We start from the raw sequence: 17,901 nt of genomic DNA, 5'->3' as shown, positions 1-17,901 counted from the left end.
CCTCTGCTGCGGCCACATCACAACACGGTGACCTAACTGGATCTAAACCTTTACTTGACCTTAAGTCCGGATGGGTCTGACCATGAAACCCATGCGCCGACTTATAGCTCTGTTGGGCGTTGTGGCCTGCGAGGGTTGGGCTGCCCTAGTGCTAGCACCGATCGGTGTGGCGGCCGGCGCTGCTTGGTTTGCCAACGCGGTCGGCAATGCCACGCAGGTGGTTTCGGTGGTTAGTACCGGCGGGTCGAATGCAAAAATGTATATTTATCAGCGTGCCGCCACGGGTTGGCAACCGCTCAAAACCGGCATTCCCGCCCACGTCGGGTCGGCGGGTATGGCGGCGCAGGCCAAGAGTAGCTATCCAGCTACCCCGATGGGTATCTACAGTCTCGATTCCGCTTTCGGCACCGCGCCTAATCCCGGTAGCGGGTTGCCCTATACCCAAGTTGGGCCCAATCACTGGTGGAACGGCGATGAGCGTAGCCCAACTTTCAACACTATGCAGGTGTGCCAGAAGTCGCAGTGTCGGTTTAATACAACCGAAAGCGAGAACCTGCAGATCCCGCAGTACAAACATGCGGTGGTCATGGGCGTCAACAAGGCTAGGATTCCCGGCGGCGGTGCCGCGTTCTTCTTGCACACCACCGACGGTGGTCCGACGGAAGGCTGTGTGGCGATCGACGATGCAACACTGGTGCAGATCATTCGCTGGTTAAGGCCCGGTGCGGTGATTGCGATAACGAAGTAAACCTAAGTATCGACTGTGAACTGTACGATGGAGATTTGACTCGGGATGTTACATCGCACGGTTCATCCTTGGCACGGTTCGGTCACGTTAATGCACGAATCAGGTTTCACCTGAAAGTTCAAGTACGCCAATGGCATCTTCGCCTTGTTGGTGCGGTCGTAGCCGGTAACGCTGATCTTCCAACCACCGTCGGTGCGCTGGTACTAATAGCGGTAGAAAGCAACGCCAATCAGCATGAAATTGAACTTGGCGAAGATAAGCCAGTGTCGTCGATACCACGTTGCCAATACAGTACCGTCGGTAACGTTGATCTTATGATGTGTCACACGATGTTCGGTTATTACGATTAGGCTAGGTGCTGAGTGGAGATAGGCCGACCGAGTCGGTGCGGTTGGTGAGACGCAGCTCCTTGCCGAGGAGGAACCATAGTCGCCAGCGATGTCATCGATGAGGATGTCGGCGAAGTCTTACTAGCGGTTGGTAACCAGCGCGTGTAGGTACCGATCCTTGACCTGCTTGATCCCTTCGACGTCGGTAGTCGCATTGTTAACGTTTATTACACCATTGCAGCACATTCGGGTCTAGCTGAAGGATGGCATTGTAGTTATCTTTAGGTCATGAGCCAAGCTACAACTCGGTCGATAGCGTTGTCCCGCATTGAGTTGGCACTCTTGCGTTCCTGAATTGTTGTTGACAGGGCATATGATCGACCGCTCCGGCATGGCCTGGTGTGTTCAGGAGTTTATTTTGCAAATCGTCATTGAGGAATAAGCTGGCACTAGCCTGTTCTATACCAAGCGTGTGCAGCGGGCGCTGAACTTTGAAGTCGACGATGTGCTGACCATCCTCGAGAGTCTGCAGTTCGACATTGGCGCTCCACCGCAGTTCATGGCCTTCTGCTACACACTGCACGATTGCTAGCCTGATGAATTCCACCTTGATCACTGCGGCGCACTGCTCGACGTGGAGCCGATGGATAGATCGGCTCGTCTGCGACATGTGCCACATTAATCTAGAGGATTCGACGTTCGATGCCATCGCAGTGGTGAACAATCCGCTTACGCAGATGTGTCCCATCCATCGGCTACTCCAGACTCCGTCGGAGTGGCATCCATACTGAACATGGACCGTCATCATCAACGAGTCGCAACCGGTGGTCAAGGGTATTCCGGCGCTGCAACTGATCCGCAAAACCAAGACATCCAGTTGGGAATTCGCTGCCGTCTATTTGTCCGACGAAGGGCTGGTCGATTATTTGTGTCAGTTGCTGCCAGACCTCGACTTCAGTGCATTCTCGCATTCCGCCCTGGTAGCGGCTGGCCGACGGACGAAGTGTGCCTGCAGGTGCACCTGCTGTATCTGTCTTTTGCGGTCGCCGTGCGTGCCTGAATGGAGATCGACACCGGATTGGCGGTCTCGGTGGACACTTGCTAACTGATCGGCCTGTCCGGGTTCGCTGTTACCGTGTGCTGGTGCTGTCTGGCGGCATCCAGGGCGTAGTGCGGATGTTAGGATTGCATCCACTGCTGAACTCGGCCAGCTACGTGGCTGACGAAACGGCAGGGAATCGGTTAATCTGTTCACAGGTCGCCGTCCTGCGATGACGGAGTGTATATGTCGTTGTGTTCAATGGATTCCTTTTGACCACTATAAGTTTATTGCTACCGCGGTGGACTCACACATCTGAGTTTGGGTCAGCGAGATGAATACTGATTGGACCGCAGAATTGACGCAAACCAAGAAAGCAGCAACCGAACTTCCCGATGTAACGGTCATTCAGGTCAGTCGTCGATCTATCTTCCAGTTCGAGCCGAGGCATTTGTTACCGCTCGCCGTGCCGTGAAAGCGGTTTTCTGCCGTGTATGGGGATCGACGCAAGTTTGTCAAGGTGGTGACGATACCACTTCGGTGACACAACCGCATCGACAGGATACCAATGATGTTGACACCGCAGTAGTTACAACCTAATCACGGCTATGGTTGACGCTGGCCATCGACCCTATCCACCGACGAAAGTATCTGCTATATGTACGACTCGCTGGGGTTGTCGATCGGTACCACCAATCTCGCCGTGGCGTCTAACGGAAGTCTCCCGACGAGTCGCCGTGCCGTGTTGACCCTTTATCCACAATTTTCTTCGAAAGTCATTGCATCAGATCATAATACGGATATGACTGAGCCTAGCGTGCGCATGAGTGGTTTTGTAGAGCGGATTAGTGACGCAGTGGCATTGGTGTCGAGTGATGGGTCGGATCACGACCCAGATCTGCTGATGGTCGAAGCCCTGAATGCGATGGTGCTGGCTGCCGGCGTCAACGTGGCTTCGTCGGAGATCTCCATTGCCGTTCCTGCGCATTGGAAAACCGAAACTTTGCAGGCGCTGCGCAATGGGTTGCGAACACATGGGGGCTTAGTTCGAAGCGGTATGGAACCCCTTCTGGTATCGGATGCAATAGCGGCGTTGACGGCTGCGAACGATGAATTGTTTTTGGCGGAAATTGGTGTGGTCGCTCTGCTTGATTTTGGCGGCACTGGAACGTCTGCAACTTTGCTGAACCTTGCTGAAGATTTTGAAATTATAAGCACAACAATGCGTTACACAGATTTCTCTGGAAAAGAAATCGACCAATCGTTGCTTTTTCGGATCTTTGAGGATCAAGGAAACCACAGTGGTATCGACTCGTCCAGCACTATCGAAGTCGGGAAGCTTGGTCAACTCATCGAACGGTGTAGTGTCGCTAAAGAGCGGTTATCTACCCAAACTATAACCGAATTGGCCGTTGAAATTGATGGGCGACGTTGCAGCATGACGCTGACTCGCGACGAGCTGGAGGACCTGATCCAGGACCGGCTGACCGGCTTCATTTACGCATTCGACGATATGCTGGCGCGTCATCGGAAGAGCTGGACGGACCTAGCGGCAGTAGTAACCGTTGGTGGCTGCGCCAGTATTCCTCTTGTTAATGAACGTCTTTCAGAACACAGCCACAGACCGGTCGTGACCGTGTCCCAGCCTTCGTTAGCTGCTGCCCGCGGCGCGTTGTTGCTGATATCGCGCGGGAAAGAGCTGGATATACGGACGCGGACATCTGCCAGCCTGTCCGCGGCGGCTTCCGGCGACGACGCGATCGAACTAACGGCCGGTTTGGATGCCGGGGTGTTGGCGATCGACGGGGGTGCTTTGACCGAGCGCGAGCTGGCTTGGTCGCAGGCCGAATACCCTGAGGACGCATCAGCGCGGTTTGGTAGAGATTCATTCTACGAAGACGGTCCTGCAGGCTGGTCGGTGCCGTTAAATGTGATCGAGTCACCCATAGGACGGCTCTGGCGGCGCATCCGAGTTTCACAACTGGTCATCGGGCTGTGCGCCCTGGTGGCCATGGCCGCAATCGGTGGTGTGGCTTACACATTGACAGATGTGCAGAAGCCCGGGACACCGGTAATGCCCATTATAGCACCCCAACCGGCTCTGTCGCCCAGCTCGGTGGCATCGAGTCCGGTTCCCCCACCGCCGATTTCCAGGCCGATCCCAAGTAGTACGGCGGTGCCGAGCAGCGCTGTGCCGACACCGCCGCGGATAGTGGTGACGACATTGCCACCGGTGGTGACCAAGACAACCGTTGTGCCAACGACTAAGCCGGCGACCACGACTACCACCACGACTACCTCGACGACTACCACCACGACTACCTCGACGACTACCACCACGACTACCCCGACGACCTCGACAATCGCGGTGCCACCGGAGTCAACGGCGCCGACGACCTCCACTGTGGCGATTACGACTCAATGGTTGCACGTACCGTTCCTACCGGTGCCGATACCGGTTCCTGTTCCACAAAATCTGGGCGGTGGCAATCTACAGAACCCGTTCCTAAGTCCCGACGGGTAGTTCACCAGCTCAGCTTGATTAAACAATCGGGTCAGTGTCCGGATGTATGCGAGTAGCGTTGAATCGTCTAGGCTGGTATCGAATTGCCGTTGTGATGACCCCTTCGTGCTAGCCAAAATTTGATAACGGTCCCGAACTTGTAGTGAGGTCAGTTTTGCAGGCTCTGTGAAGCATTTGGAGGGCCCGTGGACATCTTACTTGGGGTCTCAATGGCACCCACGGCGGTCCGCTGGGTTTTGATCAAGGGCGAGTGTGGCTGATCGTGTGCTGGTCGCGATTGTCGGAACACGACAAGACGCGAGCAAGAGTGGCCATAAGCTGATATCGACAGGCGCGACGTGGATAAACCCGGGTGAGGTAGCCGCGCCGCGTGACGAACTCGCTGCCCGCAATGTCAGAACGTCATGCTGTTCGTCGAGCCAGATAAGACGGTGCTGGCCGTCGTCGATTTCGTTGACGGTATTCGATCGTCGATCTGCACCGGAAACCTCTAGAAAATGGGCACCGGACCTGCGACAGTGTTTGTCATGGTGGCCATCGTAGCTGGGCTGACGGTGGTTTCGTTGTCGTCTGATACCCGCTCGGTGACCGTTCAGCGGCCAAGTCCCCGCACCAGCGTCGTAACCTCTGCGATATCAAGTGCCTGCTCCCGGCTTTGTCCTGGCTTCGCCACTACCAGAGGTAGCTGTACCAGCGTCGTTGCTGGGGGTGCATTGGACGCTCCCAACCATGGTGGACATGATGCCTGCGACACCGCGCCAGGTGCCGTCTCGGGGCCCCGGAGTACACGCCATCGACTCCGCTACCGGTCGATCCGGTTATCATTCTCCACCGGCCCGTGGTGACGGCGTTACCACTACTGCCTGTCGCAGCATCAGCAGCCGCCCATCCCGATTACGGCGATGTAACTCTACACGTCCCGTTCGTCACGGAACTGATTCCGATCTACCCACCGCCGCCGGCTCCGTAAGCTACGACACGTGGTGGATGGTTTCGGCAAGGCGCACGCTGGGCAGCATCTGCTAGCAACGACAAGGAGGTCGGGTGGGCGAGTACGGTGCATTCGGATTTGATCCCGACCACTTTGATAGACTTAATTAGGAGGGCAGCGAGGGACTACGCGATGTCTTCGAGCGGATCAGCAGGTTTGTCAGTGGCCCAGACTCTCGGACAGCATGGTCGGCGATCTTCGAGGGCTTATCGTGGCGCCCGTGTCTTGCGTTGGAAACTGCCGGCGAGGATGGTAGCGGTGTATTGGCCATCTGACACCGAGGACGCCGGCGGTGTAACCTGTATCTAACAAGACTTGTGCAATTGAACTTTACCCACTCGCTGGTGAACAGGAACAACGTTAATCTTAAATGTAAAGCGCGCTTTTTCCGTATGGCATCGCGGTCAGGGTGCTAGATGATCTCGAAGAGTCAATTTAGCAATCGTAGTGGCGGTCAGCCCTGTTGAACGACGTTCGAGTTGTCGGAGTCGATACTCGATGAGCCCGAGTGGTGAGTGACTTGGTTGTTGAAGTCGGACATGTCGATAGTGTCGACTATGACTGAGTTCTTCACGCCGGACATGGTGAGGTTGACGCAATGTCCGGGATCACGATGGTATCGGAGACTTGGCTGACGATGACGATGCTGTCATTGCAGACAGTCGTCTTGCTCTGATTAACACCGGAGATGCTGATGTTACCGGTCAGCGGCGGTGTCGATGGCCCATCGCTAGGCGTTTGAGTCCGACTTGCGGATGGGTCCGGGCTGTTGAGGCTCATCCTAGGCGCACTGGGACTCTAGGAGATTATCGGAAGTAGGGGACAAGGTTGACGATGCTGCCGCGGGAAAGTCGGTATGCGCTTAACGCAGCGATACCGTTTATCGCAGTCAGCATGAACACGACGAAGGACACCCCTAAAATCAATCATAGGAGGATGCCCAAGCGCGATTTCGGCGTGAAGGGCCCCGGATCGGGTCACCATAGCCGTACGAGGACAGCGGAAACCGGCGGGGCAAGGTGGGTAGTTGTAACCGTGTGGTCCTCTGCGTGCCTCTCAGATCGGATAAATGCACTGCGTTGGTTAGTGTGCGCTTCAGCTCTCGGATCCTGACGTCGGAGCCATCCTGGGATCCTATGCATCGATGCAGCCACGCCTAATTGCGCCAAATAGGCTATTTTGAGGAGGTTTCGGCTCTTTTGGGATGTTTCGGCTGTTCGGTAGTTTCAGGGGCGTACTGGACTTGCTCAACCACCAGATCGTGTTGCGCTGCCACCCCACCTGGCTAGTTCAAGCAGGGTGACACCGAGTTGGTCGGTGTGGCGGCATCTGAACTGGTCTAGGGTGAGGCTCTAGTCCGAACCATCTATGTTGGTATCAATGCTGCTGTGCGGATCTAGTTAAACGACCAGCACGGTTACCTTCCACCGGTGCAGTTGGGCGATGTCATCCGGACGGTCTGGATTAGCGAAGTTGTGGCGTCGCGATGCGCCGTTTGCGCCGTCGGTTTGAGTGCAACTGTTCTCGGTGGGTGCCTTGATTGATCAACTGGTGATGATATTGGTGTACGGCCCGACCGATGCCACCGCCTACATCGGGATGACCGATATTGGTCAACCTCAGCCCGGAGAAACGGTGGTGTTCTCGGCTGCGGTGGACGCTACAATGCTGCAAAGTTAGTTGCGGGACAGATCGCTAAAAGTGTCAGCGCCCGGGTAGGGATATCGTCGGCGGGTCAAAGAAATGCCGCGCCACTGTCAATAGCTTCAGGTTTGACGCGTGTATCGACTATAAAAGCGACGATCTGGCAATGGTGCTTACGCACCATTGCCCGGAGGGTAAACGTTTACTTCGATAACGTCGGTGGGACAATCCTAGACGCGGTGCTGAGCTGTCTGGATTGCTATCGCTGAGAGGCGTTATCTCCAGCTATCTCACCGGTTGGTACCCAAGTCCGGCCAACTACGTGAATCTAGTTGGCAAAGAGCGTGTTGATGCAAGGATTCTACACGCTTGACCAATGGGCTCGTTTCGACGAGGCGCGTGCCACACTCCGTCAGTGGGAGCAAGAAGGCTGGCTAGTGCATCGGCAGAGTGTACTTCGCTGGCATCAAGTCCTGCTTCGATGCCCTCAGCGGGCTTTTTACCGAGGCTAACATCGGGCAAGATAATTAGTTAAGTTTGGTGAATCGACACCAAGTCGTTAGTGTTTGGTTAACTTTCGCGTAAACTGCGGTGCAGTGTCTTCTTGGCGTTGGTCAAGGCTGCTAAGACCTTGGTGCGGGCCTTGGCAAGCTGTTGATTTTGCTCGTTGGGGCTGTTCCAGGTGATAGTGCGAGCCAACCTGGCCAATTAGCAGAGTTTCCGACATAATCTTGAAACGAACTTCATGCACTGTGCACTTAGAGTGCTCGCTGCGCCTACTTGACCGTCGACTTTGGGCCTTGCCTCGTGCCACGTGTTCGCTGAATCCGTCGGCCATGATAGTGCGTGTGGCAGCGCCGCAATCTGTCCGACCTTGGTGAAGATATTGCTCGCCTCTGATCGGAATGGGAAGTGTGATGGCCTAACGTACATCGTCGACTCGGATACCCGCACCGAAGAGGATTTCTACATGCGTATCAAGGTAGCTGTACTTGTCGCGGCAAGCATTCTGTTCGGCGGCCCCAGTGTCGCCATGACCGCGGCCAAGACCTTCTGTGATGAACTTAAAGGCGTCGTTGCTGGGCAGGTGTGTCAGATTCAGATCATAGATCCGGCCTACCAGATTGACATCAGCTTGCCAAGCTTCTACCCGGACCAGAAATCGCTGCATGACTATGTTGCTCGCACGCGTGACGGATTTGTCAATGCGGCTAAGTCCACCGTTTTCCGTGACGTGACTAACGAGCTGAATATTACCTCGGCTCCCTACGGGTCAGCGGTGCCGCCGCGCGGTACACAATCCCTGGTGCTCAAGATCTACCAAACGGTCGGCGAAGGGCCGCCTCAAACCAGCTACAAAGCGTTCAATTGGGACCAGGGCTATCGTAAGCCGATCACCTACAACACATTGTGGAAGCCCGACACTGATCCGCTGCCGGCGATCTTTCCTATTGTGCAGGCTGAGCTGCAGAAGCAGACAGGCCAGCCGGTGACGATAGCGCCAGATGTGGGCTTAAATCCCGCCAATTATCAGAATTTCGCTACCACCAATGACGGATTGATTTTCTTCTTCAGCCAGGGGCAGCTGCTTCCCGACTCGGTCGGTGCTACCCAGGCAGTGGTGCCGCGTTATGCGGTCGACCCCATGCTGGCTTAGCTTGCAAGCACCGGTCGCGGCCCGGCTGTTGGACGGGCGTCAGGTTGTGGTCGGGGAGTTGGCTGAAGTGTGCGACTCCGAAGCGCGGGGCAGGTCCGGCCGGTGGTGTCGTTGGCGGATGTTCGAGATTTCTTCCAGCGACTCAACTACCTACAAAAGATCGTCACTTATCTGGAGAACTTCGTTAACGCTAACTCCAGGTGATCTTCGGATTGCTTGTGGTATTCGAGCAAGCCATAAAGACCTCCTACGCGACAACATTAAAGGTAACATGAACGATATCAACAAAGACTTTCTGGAATTCATTATTAACGGTCTGATATTGACTGATTACTCTCAGGTATAAGTTACTGATGACGGTAACTGGTTTACAGGAGCTTTGGCAGATTTTAAGTCAGACTACGCAGATCGTAGCACGTGATATACAAAATATCGTCGACAAACTGAAGTCGTTCGAATATGGATAGGAGAGAAAAGCTATATAATTCTTTGTCGATCAGCTCAGCCATAACCGGCATATGTACGTGTGGTATGTGTCTACAGTGTGTCGGCTAGGTTGAGCCAGCTATTGTTGGCGATGTTTTTGGTGTTTTAGGCGTACCGATCCTAATAATGAGAGTCATTAGCGGACGGTATCCAATCGACATCTGATACTCTCGTTGTCGGGAACCTGCTCCACGCGGCCACCAATTTACTGGCAATACCGGTGAACATGATGCACATGTTTTTCTTTTCTTCCTTTTCGGACAAGACTATCTGAAACTCTCCCTATATACTTAAGGCGATATCGGGCAACCTAGTGACAACTTGTATCCATAATCCGTGACATCTTTACACTGCTTGGTTACGGAATATAGATTTTTATAGAATGTTACTCTGTGGCTATATTGAGGCAATGCATTTTACGCTATATTGACAGGTGTTCTTATTCAAATTCTGGTTTCGGTGTTGCCCCGTGGTTGCAGACTCCGTTAGACAACGTGCGGGTTTTCTTGGATTCGATTATAGCTAGACTGGAGGAGTATTCATCTCGACCTTAGTGTCCGGTGGCGTTACGATTTTTCCACCGTTAGGCAAGTGGTTCCTGTCTGTTTGACAGACACTCTTGCCGCGGGACTCTTAGTTCCGCGGCAGGCAAGAGGTTGGAGTATTGGATTTCGATCAAGATTGGTCGGTACGTTAAAGTATCGGCCTCGAACTCCGTGGGCGAGACGTCCCCGAGATAGTCGTGCAGGCGGCTGGTGTTGTGCCCGTGGACCCAGGTCAGGGTGGCTAGTTCGACGTCTTTCGATGGTCTTCCATGTCGCCAGTTCGACTAAGGTTTTCGCAGCAACAGCGTAATCATTGAGGCCGTATACCAATTCGCCGCTCGACCCGGAGACTAAATGTCATTTTTAGGTGTGAGCCACGATAGCAGAGAAAGAGCACGCGGTTGCAGGCGTTGATGGGCAGTGTTCGAAGTGCGGCAGTGAAGCTTTGGCTAGCATACAGGGCTGTCCGTCATGAGTAGCCCGAGATAGCTACGATATCAGCGCGACAAGAACATAGGTATTTCGACTGATGGTGCGCCTCGCGTGAGCCTTCTAGCTTCACCGCTGTGTCGAAAATCGTAATACAGCAAGCATTGTGATAGTTTCCAATATCAAAGGAGTTGCAGATCGTGTCGTTTGTGATTGCTGTACCTGAGTACGTAGACACGGCAGTCCAAGACTTATCAAGTATTAAAGTCGACGATCGAGGTGGCCAATGTGGCCACGGCTGTTTCCATCACCGCACTAGCCCCTCCAGTCGGAGATGCGGTATCAGCACAAGTTGTCAGGATGTTTTCCGATCACGCTGCAACTTATCAGTCGGTTAGCCTGCAAGCGGTAGTTTTCCATCAGGATTTTGTACGGGCATTTTCCGTTGTTAGGGCGTCCTACATCGACACCGAAGCAGGCTAACACCACACCACGGTTGCAGACACCGCTGCGCAGTGCGCTTAGAGAGGTGCAGAAAGCTCAGGAACAGTCGAGGCCCGTACTGCTCAGTCGTGTCGTGCCGCAGTGACAGAACGCTGGGGCGGTTTGCGTGTTGGGTCTGCCGCATTTGTCCCGAGGACAACATCTACGAAACCTTTTGCAAGCTTGTAGAATACTGGTATCAACGCGATGGCGCCTCTAATGTCAGGACCGCATACTGGCCTGTGATCGCCCTTCTTTCATCAAATAGTTGTTAACCAGATCGGCTACTGGGGTGCCATTGTGGTCGCACCGGAAGCTGGCAACATCAAGGCGATTTTTAGTGCCGTTGAAACTATCACAGAAGAGCTAGTGCAGAACTTTTCGATCGTGATCGGAAACCTAATAGAATTCAGTTGGTTTTCTGCACGTTTGATTAATGAACAGCGAGATTTTCTTAGGTCCATCGGTAGCCTTATTTATGGACATAGTTTGGTGCATTGGTCAACGAATTACTCGTACTGAAAAATAACGCTGCGTTGTTTTGTGCCGTGTTGAAAACCGTTGATCTATTAGGGATATTGACTATTCTCGGTTGAGTCTTCTGCCAAAGTGGACTAATGTTTTTATCGGTGAGACGATGTTGGTGGTGTTATATTTTGGAATCACCTCGTTAGAGGTGGAAGTGCCCATGGACAGTCTTTAACGGCTGTCGAACTAATCCTGAACGGCGGGGCATCTATTATCCTTGGCAATGCCTAGCTAGGCTGTTTCTTCACCAGTGTGCGCGAAGGTAGATGGTAAGCTTGCGCAATTGATCGATTGAGCTTTTCTCCGCCAATGAGCATGATAGGAATAGTCATCTGGGCAACGGACACCTCTGCTCTGTGTCCATGGGAAGTCGGTGGTCCGGATATGTGCTACCCGCGCCCCGCAGTTAATGAACTGAGCTGTCGAACAGTTGATTGAGCACAATTGGCTGCTGATTTGAGCAGTAGTGATGCGGATACCAGTCCCGGCAAGTATTGAGACGGCGGCTGGCCCACTATAGAGGATAGCTGATTAGTGTCCGTGCCTGGAGGATTGTGCCTACACGCTAGCAGGAGATTGACACAGTGGGCAATTTCTGTATCAGCCCAGAACGGCGAAGGTGTTGAGTTATTGGTTATTCAGTAGCTATATTCGAAAATCCCGTTAGTGTGGCACCGTAGATGGTTTCCCCGAAAGTTTTTCGGGCTCGAGGATAAGCTGAACGAATCCGGATATCACCTATGGCATCGAATTTCCATAGGCTTTAATCTTTGCAAGAACTACACTACTTAAGTGACACCGCGATCTTACTAGGGAGTGCTGTGGTACAGGGGCCGTCTACTATATCTGTGGATCGCAAAATTCGGTGTTTCGTCCGATAATTAGTGTTTTGCCCTGTGGTGTAGTCTTAGGTGGTATCGAATAATCGGGTCCGATGTCGGCTGCTTGACGAACTTCGAGCTCGACTTGTACCAGCTATTGGGTGACCTTTTGGCGTTGACCCTGCTGGCATTGGTTGTGTTGGTGAAAAATTGATTTGGGTTCTGGATTTTGTGTTGTTAGCGCCGGAGATTAATTCGGGGCGAATGTATTAGGGTGTGGGGTTCTCGCTGTTGTATGCTTCGGTTGCTGCTTGGGAGAGGTTGGCCGTGGAACCGGTGCGCTTCGGCAGCGGGGAGCACCGAGACGGTGCGGGTGGCGATAACTAACTATCAGGCCGTGGTGAAGTCGGTGGTGGTCAGCTCGGCGTCGTTTATCTTATTCTTCAATAGTCTCTTCTTCCACGACTGCGACAGGTAATGTTGGGTTGGCGACGACATTGGTAGGGGGATTGACCCTATGTCGATTTTCATGCCCGACTCGCCGAGCCGTTTTGCACACCGTGACCTTTGTGATTCTGCTTGGTCGAATCATTCCACAATAGGTCAATGTTGCCGGCCGCTAAGGTACTGCGGGTCGAGCCGGTGTTGATATACTAAGCTAACTGAGGTCATGGCGACTTGGTTGCTGTAATCGGCTGCGGTGACACTGATCTAGAGCGGCACGGATGACCACAGATCATCTGAGCTGGACTTTGGAGGTTTTGTTGAGATTCTTCTTGGGTTGACGCGTCGAAAGTGTGTTTATGCCTAACATGCAGATTATCGCGATCACCTTTGCGGTTGTGGTGATTTCGACGGGCGAAGGCGGCGACTCGCCTTAACCTGATGTTGGGTCTGCCATGCAATGGAATCCAATGTGGGTGGTGGTGTGTTGCTACTACAGTGACCGCGCTGTCGGCTGGTAGCTGTGGCAGTATTCGGGTGTAACATGCATCAATCGACTTGGGTGAACGCGGAATTATCTATCCCGATCAAGACGTCTTCGGGTAAGGCTTTTGAGAGCTGAAGAAAGAACTCGCCGTCGTTTAGGTACCCGATTTCGGTTAGTGATTTAGGTCCATCAAGCCTGCGGGCATTGCGTCGATAGCTTCGTCGAACTCGGGAACGTGTACAGAATACTGATTCTGGATTTTACCTTTTGGCTTGTATGGGTCCTCTCGGCAGACAAACAGACATTGTGGACAAATCTCGACAGTGGACGGATTCACTACCTTGTCGCGGAGTCAAGTTGTCACCCGGTCAACTCGATATCATTTTTGTGATGATCAGCTTGATTGCAACTATGGCTACTAGGTCAGCGCCTACCACAAAGTAAGTAAGGGATAGGATGATGGGGCAGTGGATCGCAGTTACTGAAAGCGCGTGTAGCGGTGTTGTCGGTCACTTACGACCTCGTAGGACATCAGCTGCTAAGTCGTCGTCAAGCTCGGCTACACTTTTCCGTCCGCAGCATCAAAAACGCGGGAATTTAGCCTGACAAAGAATATATGATTCTATGTAAAAATTAATTGCCTGCGGCTGAAGGTCATACTCGACTTAGGAATTCGTGAAACGTGCAGTGGCTCCCCGCCCTGACCCAGGCTTTTCACGGGTCGTGTTGTAGTGGTTTACTGGGACGTTAAGCCGGATCCAATGACTTAACCATTATCTATTCATGGTGCGGTTATAGGGTATACCATGCACCATAGTTTACGGGTCGGTTCGAGAACCGTAGGGAGTGGAGATGCTCCGCCGGTCGCTTGCGCCACCACTCTTTGGCGCAGATGTTTGTCCTTCACGATACATACGATCGAGTAGCTGTGACTGAAGCAGAGAGGATAAGGAGCCGTGGCTGTCGAGGGTCGTTATGTGAACGGCAGCAAGAATATGGGTCTCTGTCTCGTAGTGCCTCGTCAAACGTTTCACCGGTGGATAAAGGGCTATGTAGCGGGGGAGACCGCTCGTTCATGTGCTGAACACGTCCGCAGGCGGCCTACCTGTAACGTTCATTTCTCTTGTTGAGGCGTGGATTCTTGAGGGATTGTCGTACGTGGGGCGTTCGTCTACAAATGATTCTCGAACGATTGATGTGGTCGCCACATTCAAGGGCGGAGAGAAGTCCGAGGTAGTCGCGGATTAGTTCGGAATCTCCGAGGCTGATATCCGAACCACCGCGCGTATCCCTCTGGGTTGTGTCGCCTGAGTTGTACCTCGGCGAGAATATTCAGCCCGGCTGAACGCTCCAACGGTTCCTTCACGACTTGAGCTACGCAGTGCGCACGCCTCCTACGTTCTATGGCATAAAAGCCAAATCCGAAGGCATCGCGGATGAGATGTGGCTGCGCGACGTCGGTCAACGAAGGTAGATTGTGATCGGGGTCGGGATACGTAGATTCTTCAGCGACCCGACGAGTTGGCGGTCGATCAGGCGGCGAAGATCCATATGTCTCTAGTTCCTTGGTGGGGCAACACGGGAGTAACTGACGGCGACACTCGTCGAGATCTTTGCGAAGGGAGTCGGGGTTCGGGCACGGGTCTGGCGGGTGCGTGGCGGACGCAGACTACACGTGGAGGAGGTCGCAACCGTGCGTCGAAGCGTGACGGTAAGTCCTGATCGATTCTACGGAGCTGGGCTGCAAACTGAGTTGGCGGTGGGTGTACGGTTAAACAACTGCTAAAAATAGCAAATTACGGGCATGAGATCTACAATAATGGTAGCTGATCTGTAACTTTTGGAGCCGATGACGGGAATCGAACCCGCGTATTCAGCTTGGGAAGCTGACGTTCTGCCATTGAACTACATCGGCATCGGCGTGGTTGCTCCGAAAGCCTAGCATCCGGCGTCGCGCCGGATGCTAGGCTTCCTGCCGTTCGCTGAGCGTGATATCAGGCGTCGTTTCTAGTGTTGACGTCGAAATGTCGCTACGCGACGTAAAAGCGTGGAAAATTTTTCTGGTACAACCCAATTAACTCGTTCGTCCTGGTAGACTGATTGTACTTAAGATCTTGACTGGGAGATGTTTATTCTTTCGTGATCTCGTAGAGTGCTCTTCGTGGTTTGCCATAAAATGCCCAGGAACCGACGAAAGTCGTCACTGATGCTAGCTGCGGTCCTCGTCCCAGCCGCTGCGCTCTTCACAGTGGCTGGAGATGCCCATTCACGGGCTTCCCGTAACGACGCTAAGCCGGTTGTCGCCGATGTTCCGGCGTGTTGCCTGCAAATCGTGCCAGCAGTCTCGACCGCGAACATGCCCGAGAGTGCGGTGGCGGTACGCTCCCACGCTGGTCAGCATGCCCGAGTATCGAGGTGGCGGGTCGACAATCGCTCTCGTTTTCTGCCTGTCGGGGTCGCATCAGAGCAGGGCTTACAAGTGAGGACCATCCTGGCGGCGCGCGCTATCAGTGCAGCTTTTTCCATGATACGTGAAATTGGTGGTGTGCGACCGGATTCGTTGAGATGGCATCCGCAGGGCTTTGCGATTGACGTGATGGTTCCTAACGCCGGCACTGCTGAGGGCATTGCGCTTGGAAATGCGATCGTTGCCTTCGTGTTTGACAACGCAACCCGATTCGGGATGCAAGATGTGATTTGGCGTGGTGTGTACTACACACCCAGTGGTGCAAAAGCGACGGGGTTTGGCCACTATGACCACGTCCACGTCACCACGACCGGGGGCGGATACCCTACGGGTCGGGAAAACTACCTCCGTTAAGGCGTGAAGCTGGTGACCCGAGTCAGACGCGCTCAGCGGCAGATACGCTCATCGAGTGTTGCTCTCTGATCGTGACCTCAGGGCTGAAATCACCGCCGGCCGGTTGGGCATTGACCCATTCAATGACGTCCTGGTGCAGCCGTCCAGCATCGATGTTCGCCTTGACTGCATGTTCCGCGTGTTCAACAACACCCGCTACACCCACATTGACCCCGCGCGGCAACAGGATGAGCTGACAAGTCTGGTCGAACCGGTTGATGGGGAACCGTTTGTGCTGCATCCAGGTGAATTTGTGCTTGGCTCCACGTTGGAGTTCTTCACTCTGCCCAACGCTCTGGCGGGACGGTTGGAAGGCAAATCATCGTTAGGCCGGCTGGGCCTGTTGACGCACTCGACCGCGGGCTTCATTGATCCCGGCTTCTCTGGGCACATCACGCTTGAACTGTCCAATGTTGCTAACCTGCCGATCACCCTTTGGCCGGGCATGAAGATCGGTCAACTGTGCATTTTGCGCTTGACCAGTCCGGCGGAACATCCCTACGGCAGTATAAGGGTGGGGTCGAAATACCAGGGTCAACGAGGGCCGACGCCCTCCCGAAGCTATGAGAATTTCATAAGAACTATCTAGCTTGCGCCGGACCCCGCACAGCCTTCATGGCACTCGTTAGTGTTGGCGTGTGGTTTCTCCTCCTGGTCCCAGACTACGGCTGGCTGGCAAAATCTTTGGAAGGGTCTTGGATATTGCGCGCTCGGGGTGTCGATGGCATTGGTTTCGGTCTAGATGGCCCTAGTCGAGGGTGAAATGCGGACGGTACCACAGTTGAAAAGGATGAGTTCGAGGTCACTGATGGCTCCGACACTGCCAGCGCACTCGATCAAGTTATCTCTGTCAATTTGGGTACCTGTGGAGGTATGGCCGAGGTCGGTCTTTAGCTGTCTGCTATCGGGGTGACGTGGACCGATTAGGTCGCCGGCGGCTGTGCTGTGCCACGTGCTGGTCACCTAAGAGCTTGGAACGCCATGCTGGTGCCGACGTTTCTCACTGCGGCTGTACTTACGCATGCGGTTGGCAATCAAACCAATTATGCACACACCGCATTGTTGTTGATTACGCCAAATGCAGTGACCACGGCGGTTGTCGATACCACTGACGGGTCTATCGTCTACGTTCAACGGCGCGTCCTACCTGAGTACAATGACTCGGCGGTCGCCGAATTGGCTACGATGGTTTTTGGCGCGGAGGAGCTGGAGACGTGTCTGGATACGATGCTTGTCGTTGTATCCTGATGCGGTGTTCGTGCGGGGCATCGGTGCAGGCATCGTTTTTTGGATTGTACACCGCGACTCAGGCCTACATGCAGGATCTAGGCTTTAGGCGGCATAAAACCGGGTGTATTCGTCCTCGGACTATTTCGACGTCTCCGTTGGCATGAATGCTAGTGAAAGTGCTCGCTCCGACAGTGCTATCTCCGACGAGTTGGTCGATGCTTACACTAGTGAACTGGCCGTTTCGATCCACAGAGTAAATCGCGGCGAGTGGAGGTCGTTGACGTTGTTTGGTAGCGCTTTGGTGACGGTCTTCATCGTTGGTGTAACGGCGCTGGTCGTTTCACTTGCGATTAGCATTCGACCGACGGTCGGCGTGCGGCTCGACCCTTGCCAGCAGCTAGCGATTCTTACCCGGTAACCAGCACCGGCCTCTCCCGCCCCAGCAGACTGTTTCGGCTCTGGTATCGATGGAGCCTATCCTTGGCCAGTTTCTACACTGGCATTACTACCGATCCTCGGTTCCCTGATAGTACCGGGTCACGGTGGGTTCCTGACTGGTGGTCGTGGGCGGGGGTTACGGTGGGTTTGGTGCTCTTGATATTCTTGTTCTGCAATCTGGTAAACTGCTTGTCTGTTGTATGTCTGGCGATGAGTGC

General features: G+C 53.9%; 7 protein-coding genes, 1 tRNA gene and 7 pseudogenes. 12 read left to right on the top strand and 3 right to left on the bottom strand.

The window, feature by feature from the left end:
- Positions 1 to 91: 91 nt before the first annotated feature.
- Complete coding sequence (locus tag MUBE_RS12495; protein WP_116540815.1) at positions 92 to 748, top strand: L,D-transpeptidase family protein; 657 nt, start codon at positions 92 to 94, stop codon at positions 746 to 748.
- Positions 749 to 810: 62 nt separating this feature from the next.
- On the opposite strand, the pseudogene MUBE_RS20500 reads toward MUBE_RS12495, so the two are convergent.
- A pseudogene (locus tag MUBE_RS20500) lies at positions 811 to 1,323 on the bottom strand (nuclear transport factor 2 family protein).
- 42 nt (positions 1,324 to 1,365) lie between these two features.
- On the opposite strand from MUBE_RS20500, the pseudogene MUBE_RS18380 reads away from it, so the two are divergent.
- The 4 genes and pseudogenes from MUBE_RS18380 to MUBE_RS18375 all read left to right on the top strand — a co-directional run bounded on the left by MUBE_RS18380 (position 1,366) and on the right by MUBE_RS18375 (position 6,070).
- Positions 1,366 to 2,591: pseudogene (locus MUBE_RS18380) on the top strand (hypothetical protein).
- Between the two features lie 183 nt (positions 2,592 to 2,774).
- Complete coding sequence (locus MUBE_RS12480) at positions 2,775 to 4,640, top strand: Hsp70 family protein (RefSeq protein WP_116540775.1); 1,866 nt, start codon at positions 2,775 to 2,777, stop codon at positions 4,638 to 4,640.
- Positions 4,641 to 4,825: 185 nt separating this feature from the next.
- Positions 4,826 to 5,027 (top strand): annotated as a pseudogene (locus MUBE_RS20740) (DUF7159 family protein); the annotation flags it as partial.
- Positions 5,028 to 5,684: 657 nt separating this feature from the next.
- Positions 5,685 to 6,070 (top strand): annotated as a pseudogene (locus tag MUBE_RS18375) (hypothetical protein).
- A 15-nt stretch (positions 6,071 to 6,085) separates the two neighbouring features.
- On the opposite strand, the pseudogene MUBE_RS18370 reads toward MUBE_RS18375, so the two are convergent.
- Positions 6,086 to 6,223 (bottom strand): annotated as a pseudogene (locus MUBE_RS18370) (DUF3060 domain-containing protein); the annotation flags it as partial.
- Positions 6,224 to 6,835: 612 nt separating this feature from the next.
- Between MUBE_RS18370 and MUBE_RS12465 the strand changes: the two are divergent.
- The 3 genes and pseudogenes from MUBE_RS12465 to MUBE_RS12450 form a co-directional block, all read left to right on the top strand.
- Positions 6,836 to 7,806 (top strand): annotated as a pseudogene (locus tag MUBE_RS12465) (NADP-dependent oxidoreductase).
- 439 nt (positions 7,807 to 8,245) lie between these two features.
- Entirely contained in the window at positions 8,246 to 8,932 is a 687-nt protein-coding gene (locus tag MUBE_RS12460; RefSeq protein WP_116540814.1) for an esterase, read from the top strand.
- A 1,718-nt stretch (positions 8,933 to 10,650) separates the two neighbouring features.
- A pseudogene (locus MUBE_RS12450) lies at positions 10,651 to 10,875 on the top strand (PE family protein); the annotation flags it as partial.
- A gap of 4,121 nt (positions 10,876 to 14,996) precedes the next feature.
- Here the strand turns inward: MUBE_RS12450 and MUBE_RS12445 are convergent.
- Positions 14,997 to 15,070, bottom strand: a tRNA-Gly gene (locus MUBE_RS12445).
- A 291-nt stretch (positions 15,071 to 15,361) separates the two neighbouring features.
- Between MUBE_RS12445 and MUBE_RS12440 the strand changes: the two genes are divergently transcribed.
- The 4 genes from MUBE_RS12440 (at position 15,362) to MUBE_RS12425 (ending at position 17,663) form a co-directional block, all read left to right on the top strand.
- Positions 15,362 to 15,976, top strand: a complete 615-nt coding sequence (locus tag MUBE_RS12440) for a VldE C-terminal domain-containing protein (protein WP_116540772.1) — start codon at positions 15,362 to 15,364, stop codon at positions 15,974 to 15,976.
- 55 nt (positions 15,977 to 16,031) lie between these two features.
- Positions 16,032 to 16,604: a dCTP deaminase gene (gene dcd, locus MUBE_RS12435; RefSeq protein WP_116540771.1), complete on the top strand. Its 573-nt coding sequence runs from the start codon at positions 16,032 to 16,034 to the stop codon at positions 16,602 to 16,604.
- A 356-nt stretch (positions 16,605 to 16,960) separates the two neighbouring features.
- Positions 16,961 to 17,263 carry a DUF7159 family protein gene (locus MUBE_RS12430; protein ID WP_165849850.1) on the top strand — a complete coding sequence of 101 codons (303 nt, stop codon included), beginning with the start codon at positions 16,961 to 16,963 and terminating at the stop codon, positions 17,261 to 17,263.
- A gap of 103 nt (positions 17,264 to 17,366) precedes the next feature.
- On the top strand, positions 17,367 to 17,663 hold the full coding sequence (locus tag MUBE_RS12425) for a hypothetical protein (RefSeq protein ID WP_116540769.1): 297 nt from the start codon (positions 17,367 to 17,369) through the stop codon (positions 17,661 to 17,663).
- The last annotated feature ends 238 nt before the right edge of the window (positions 17,664 to 17,901 follow it).

This window comes from Mycobacterium uberis (genome assembly GCF_003408705.1).
Lineage (GTDB): Bacteria > Actinomycetota > Actinomycetes > Mycobacteriales > Mycobacteriaceae > Mycobacterium > Mycobacterium uberis.
Note: the sequence above shows the minus strand (reverse complement) of the source record. Positions and strands in the feature narration are given on the sequence as shown.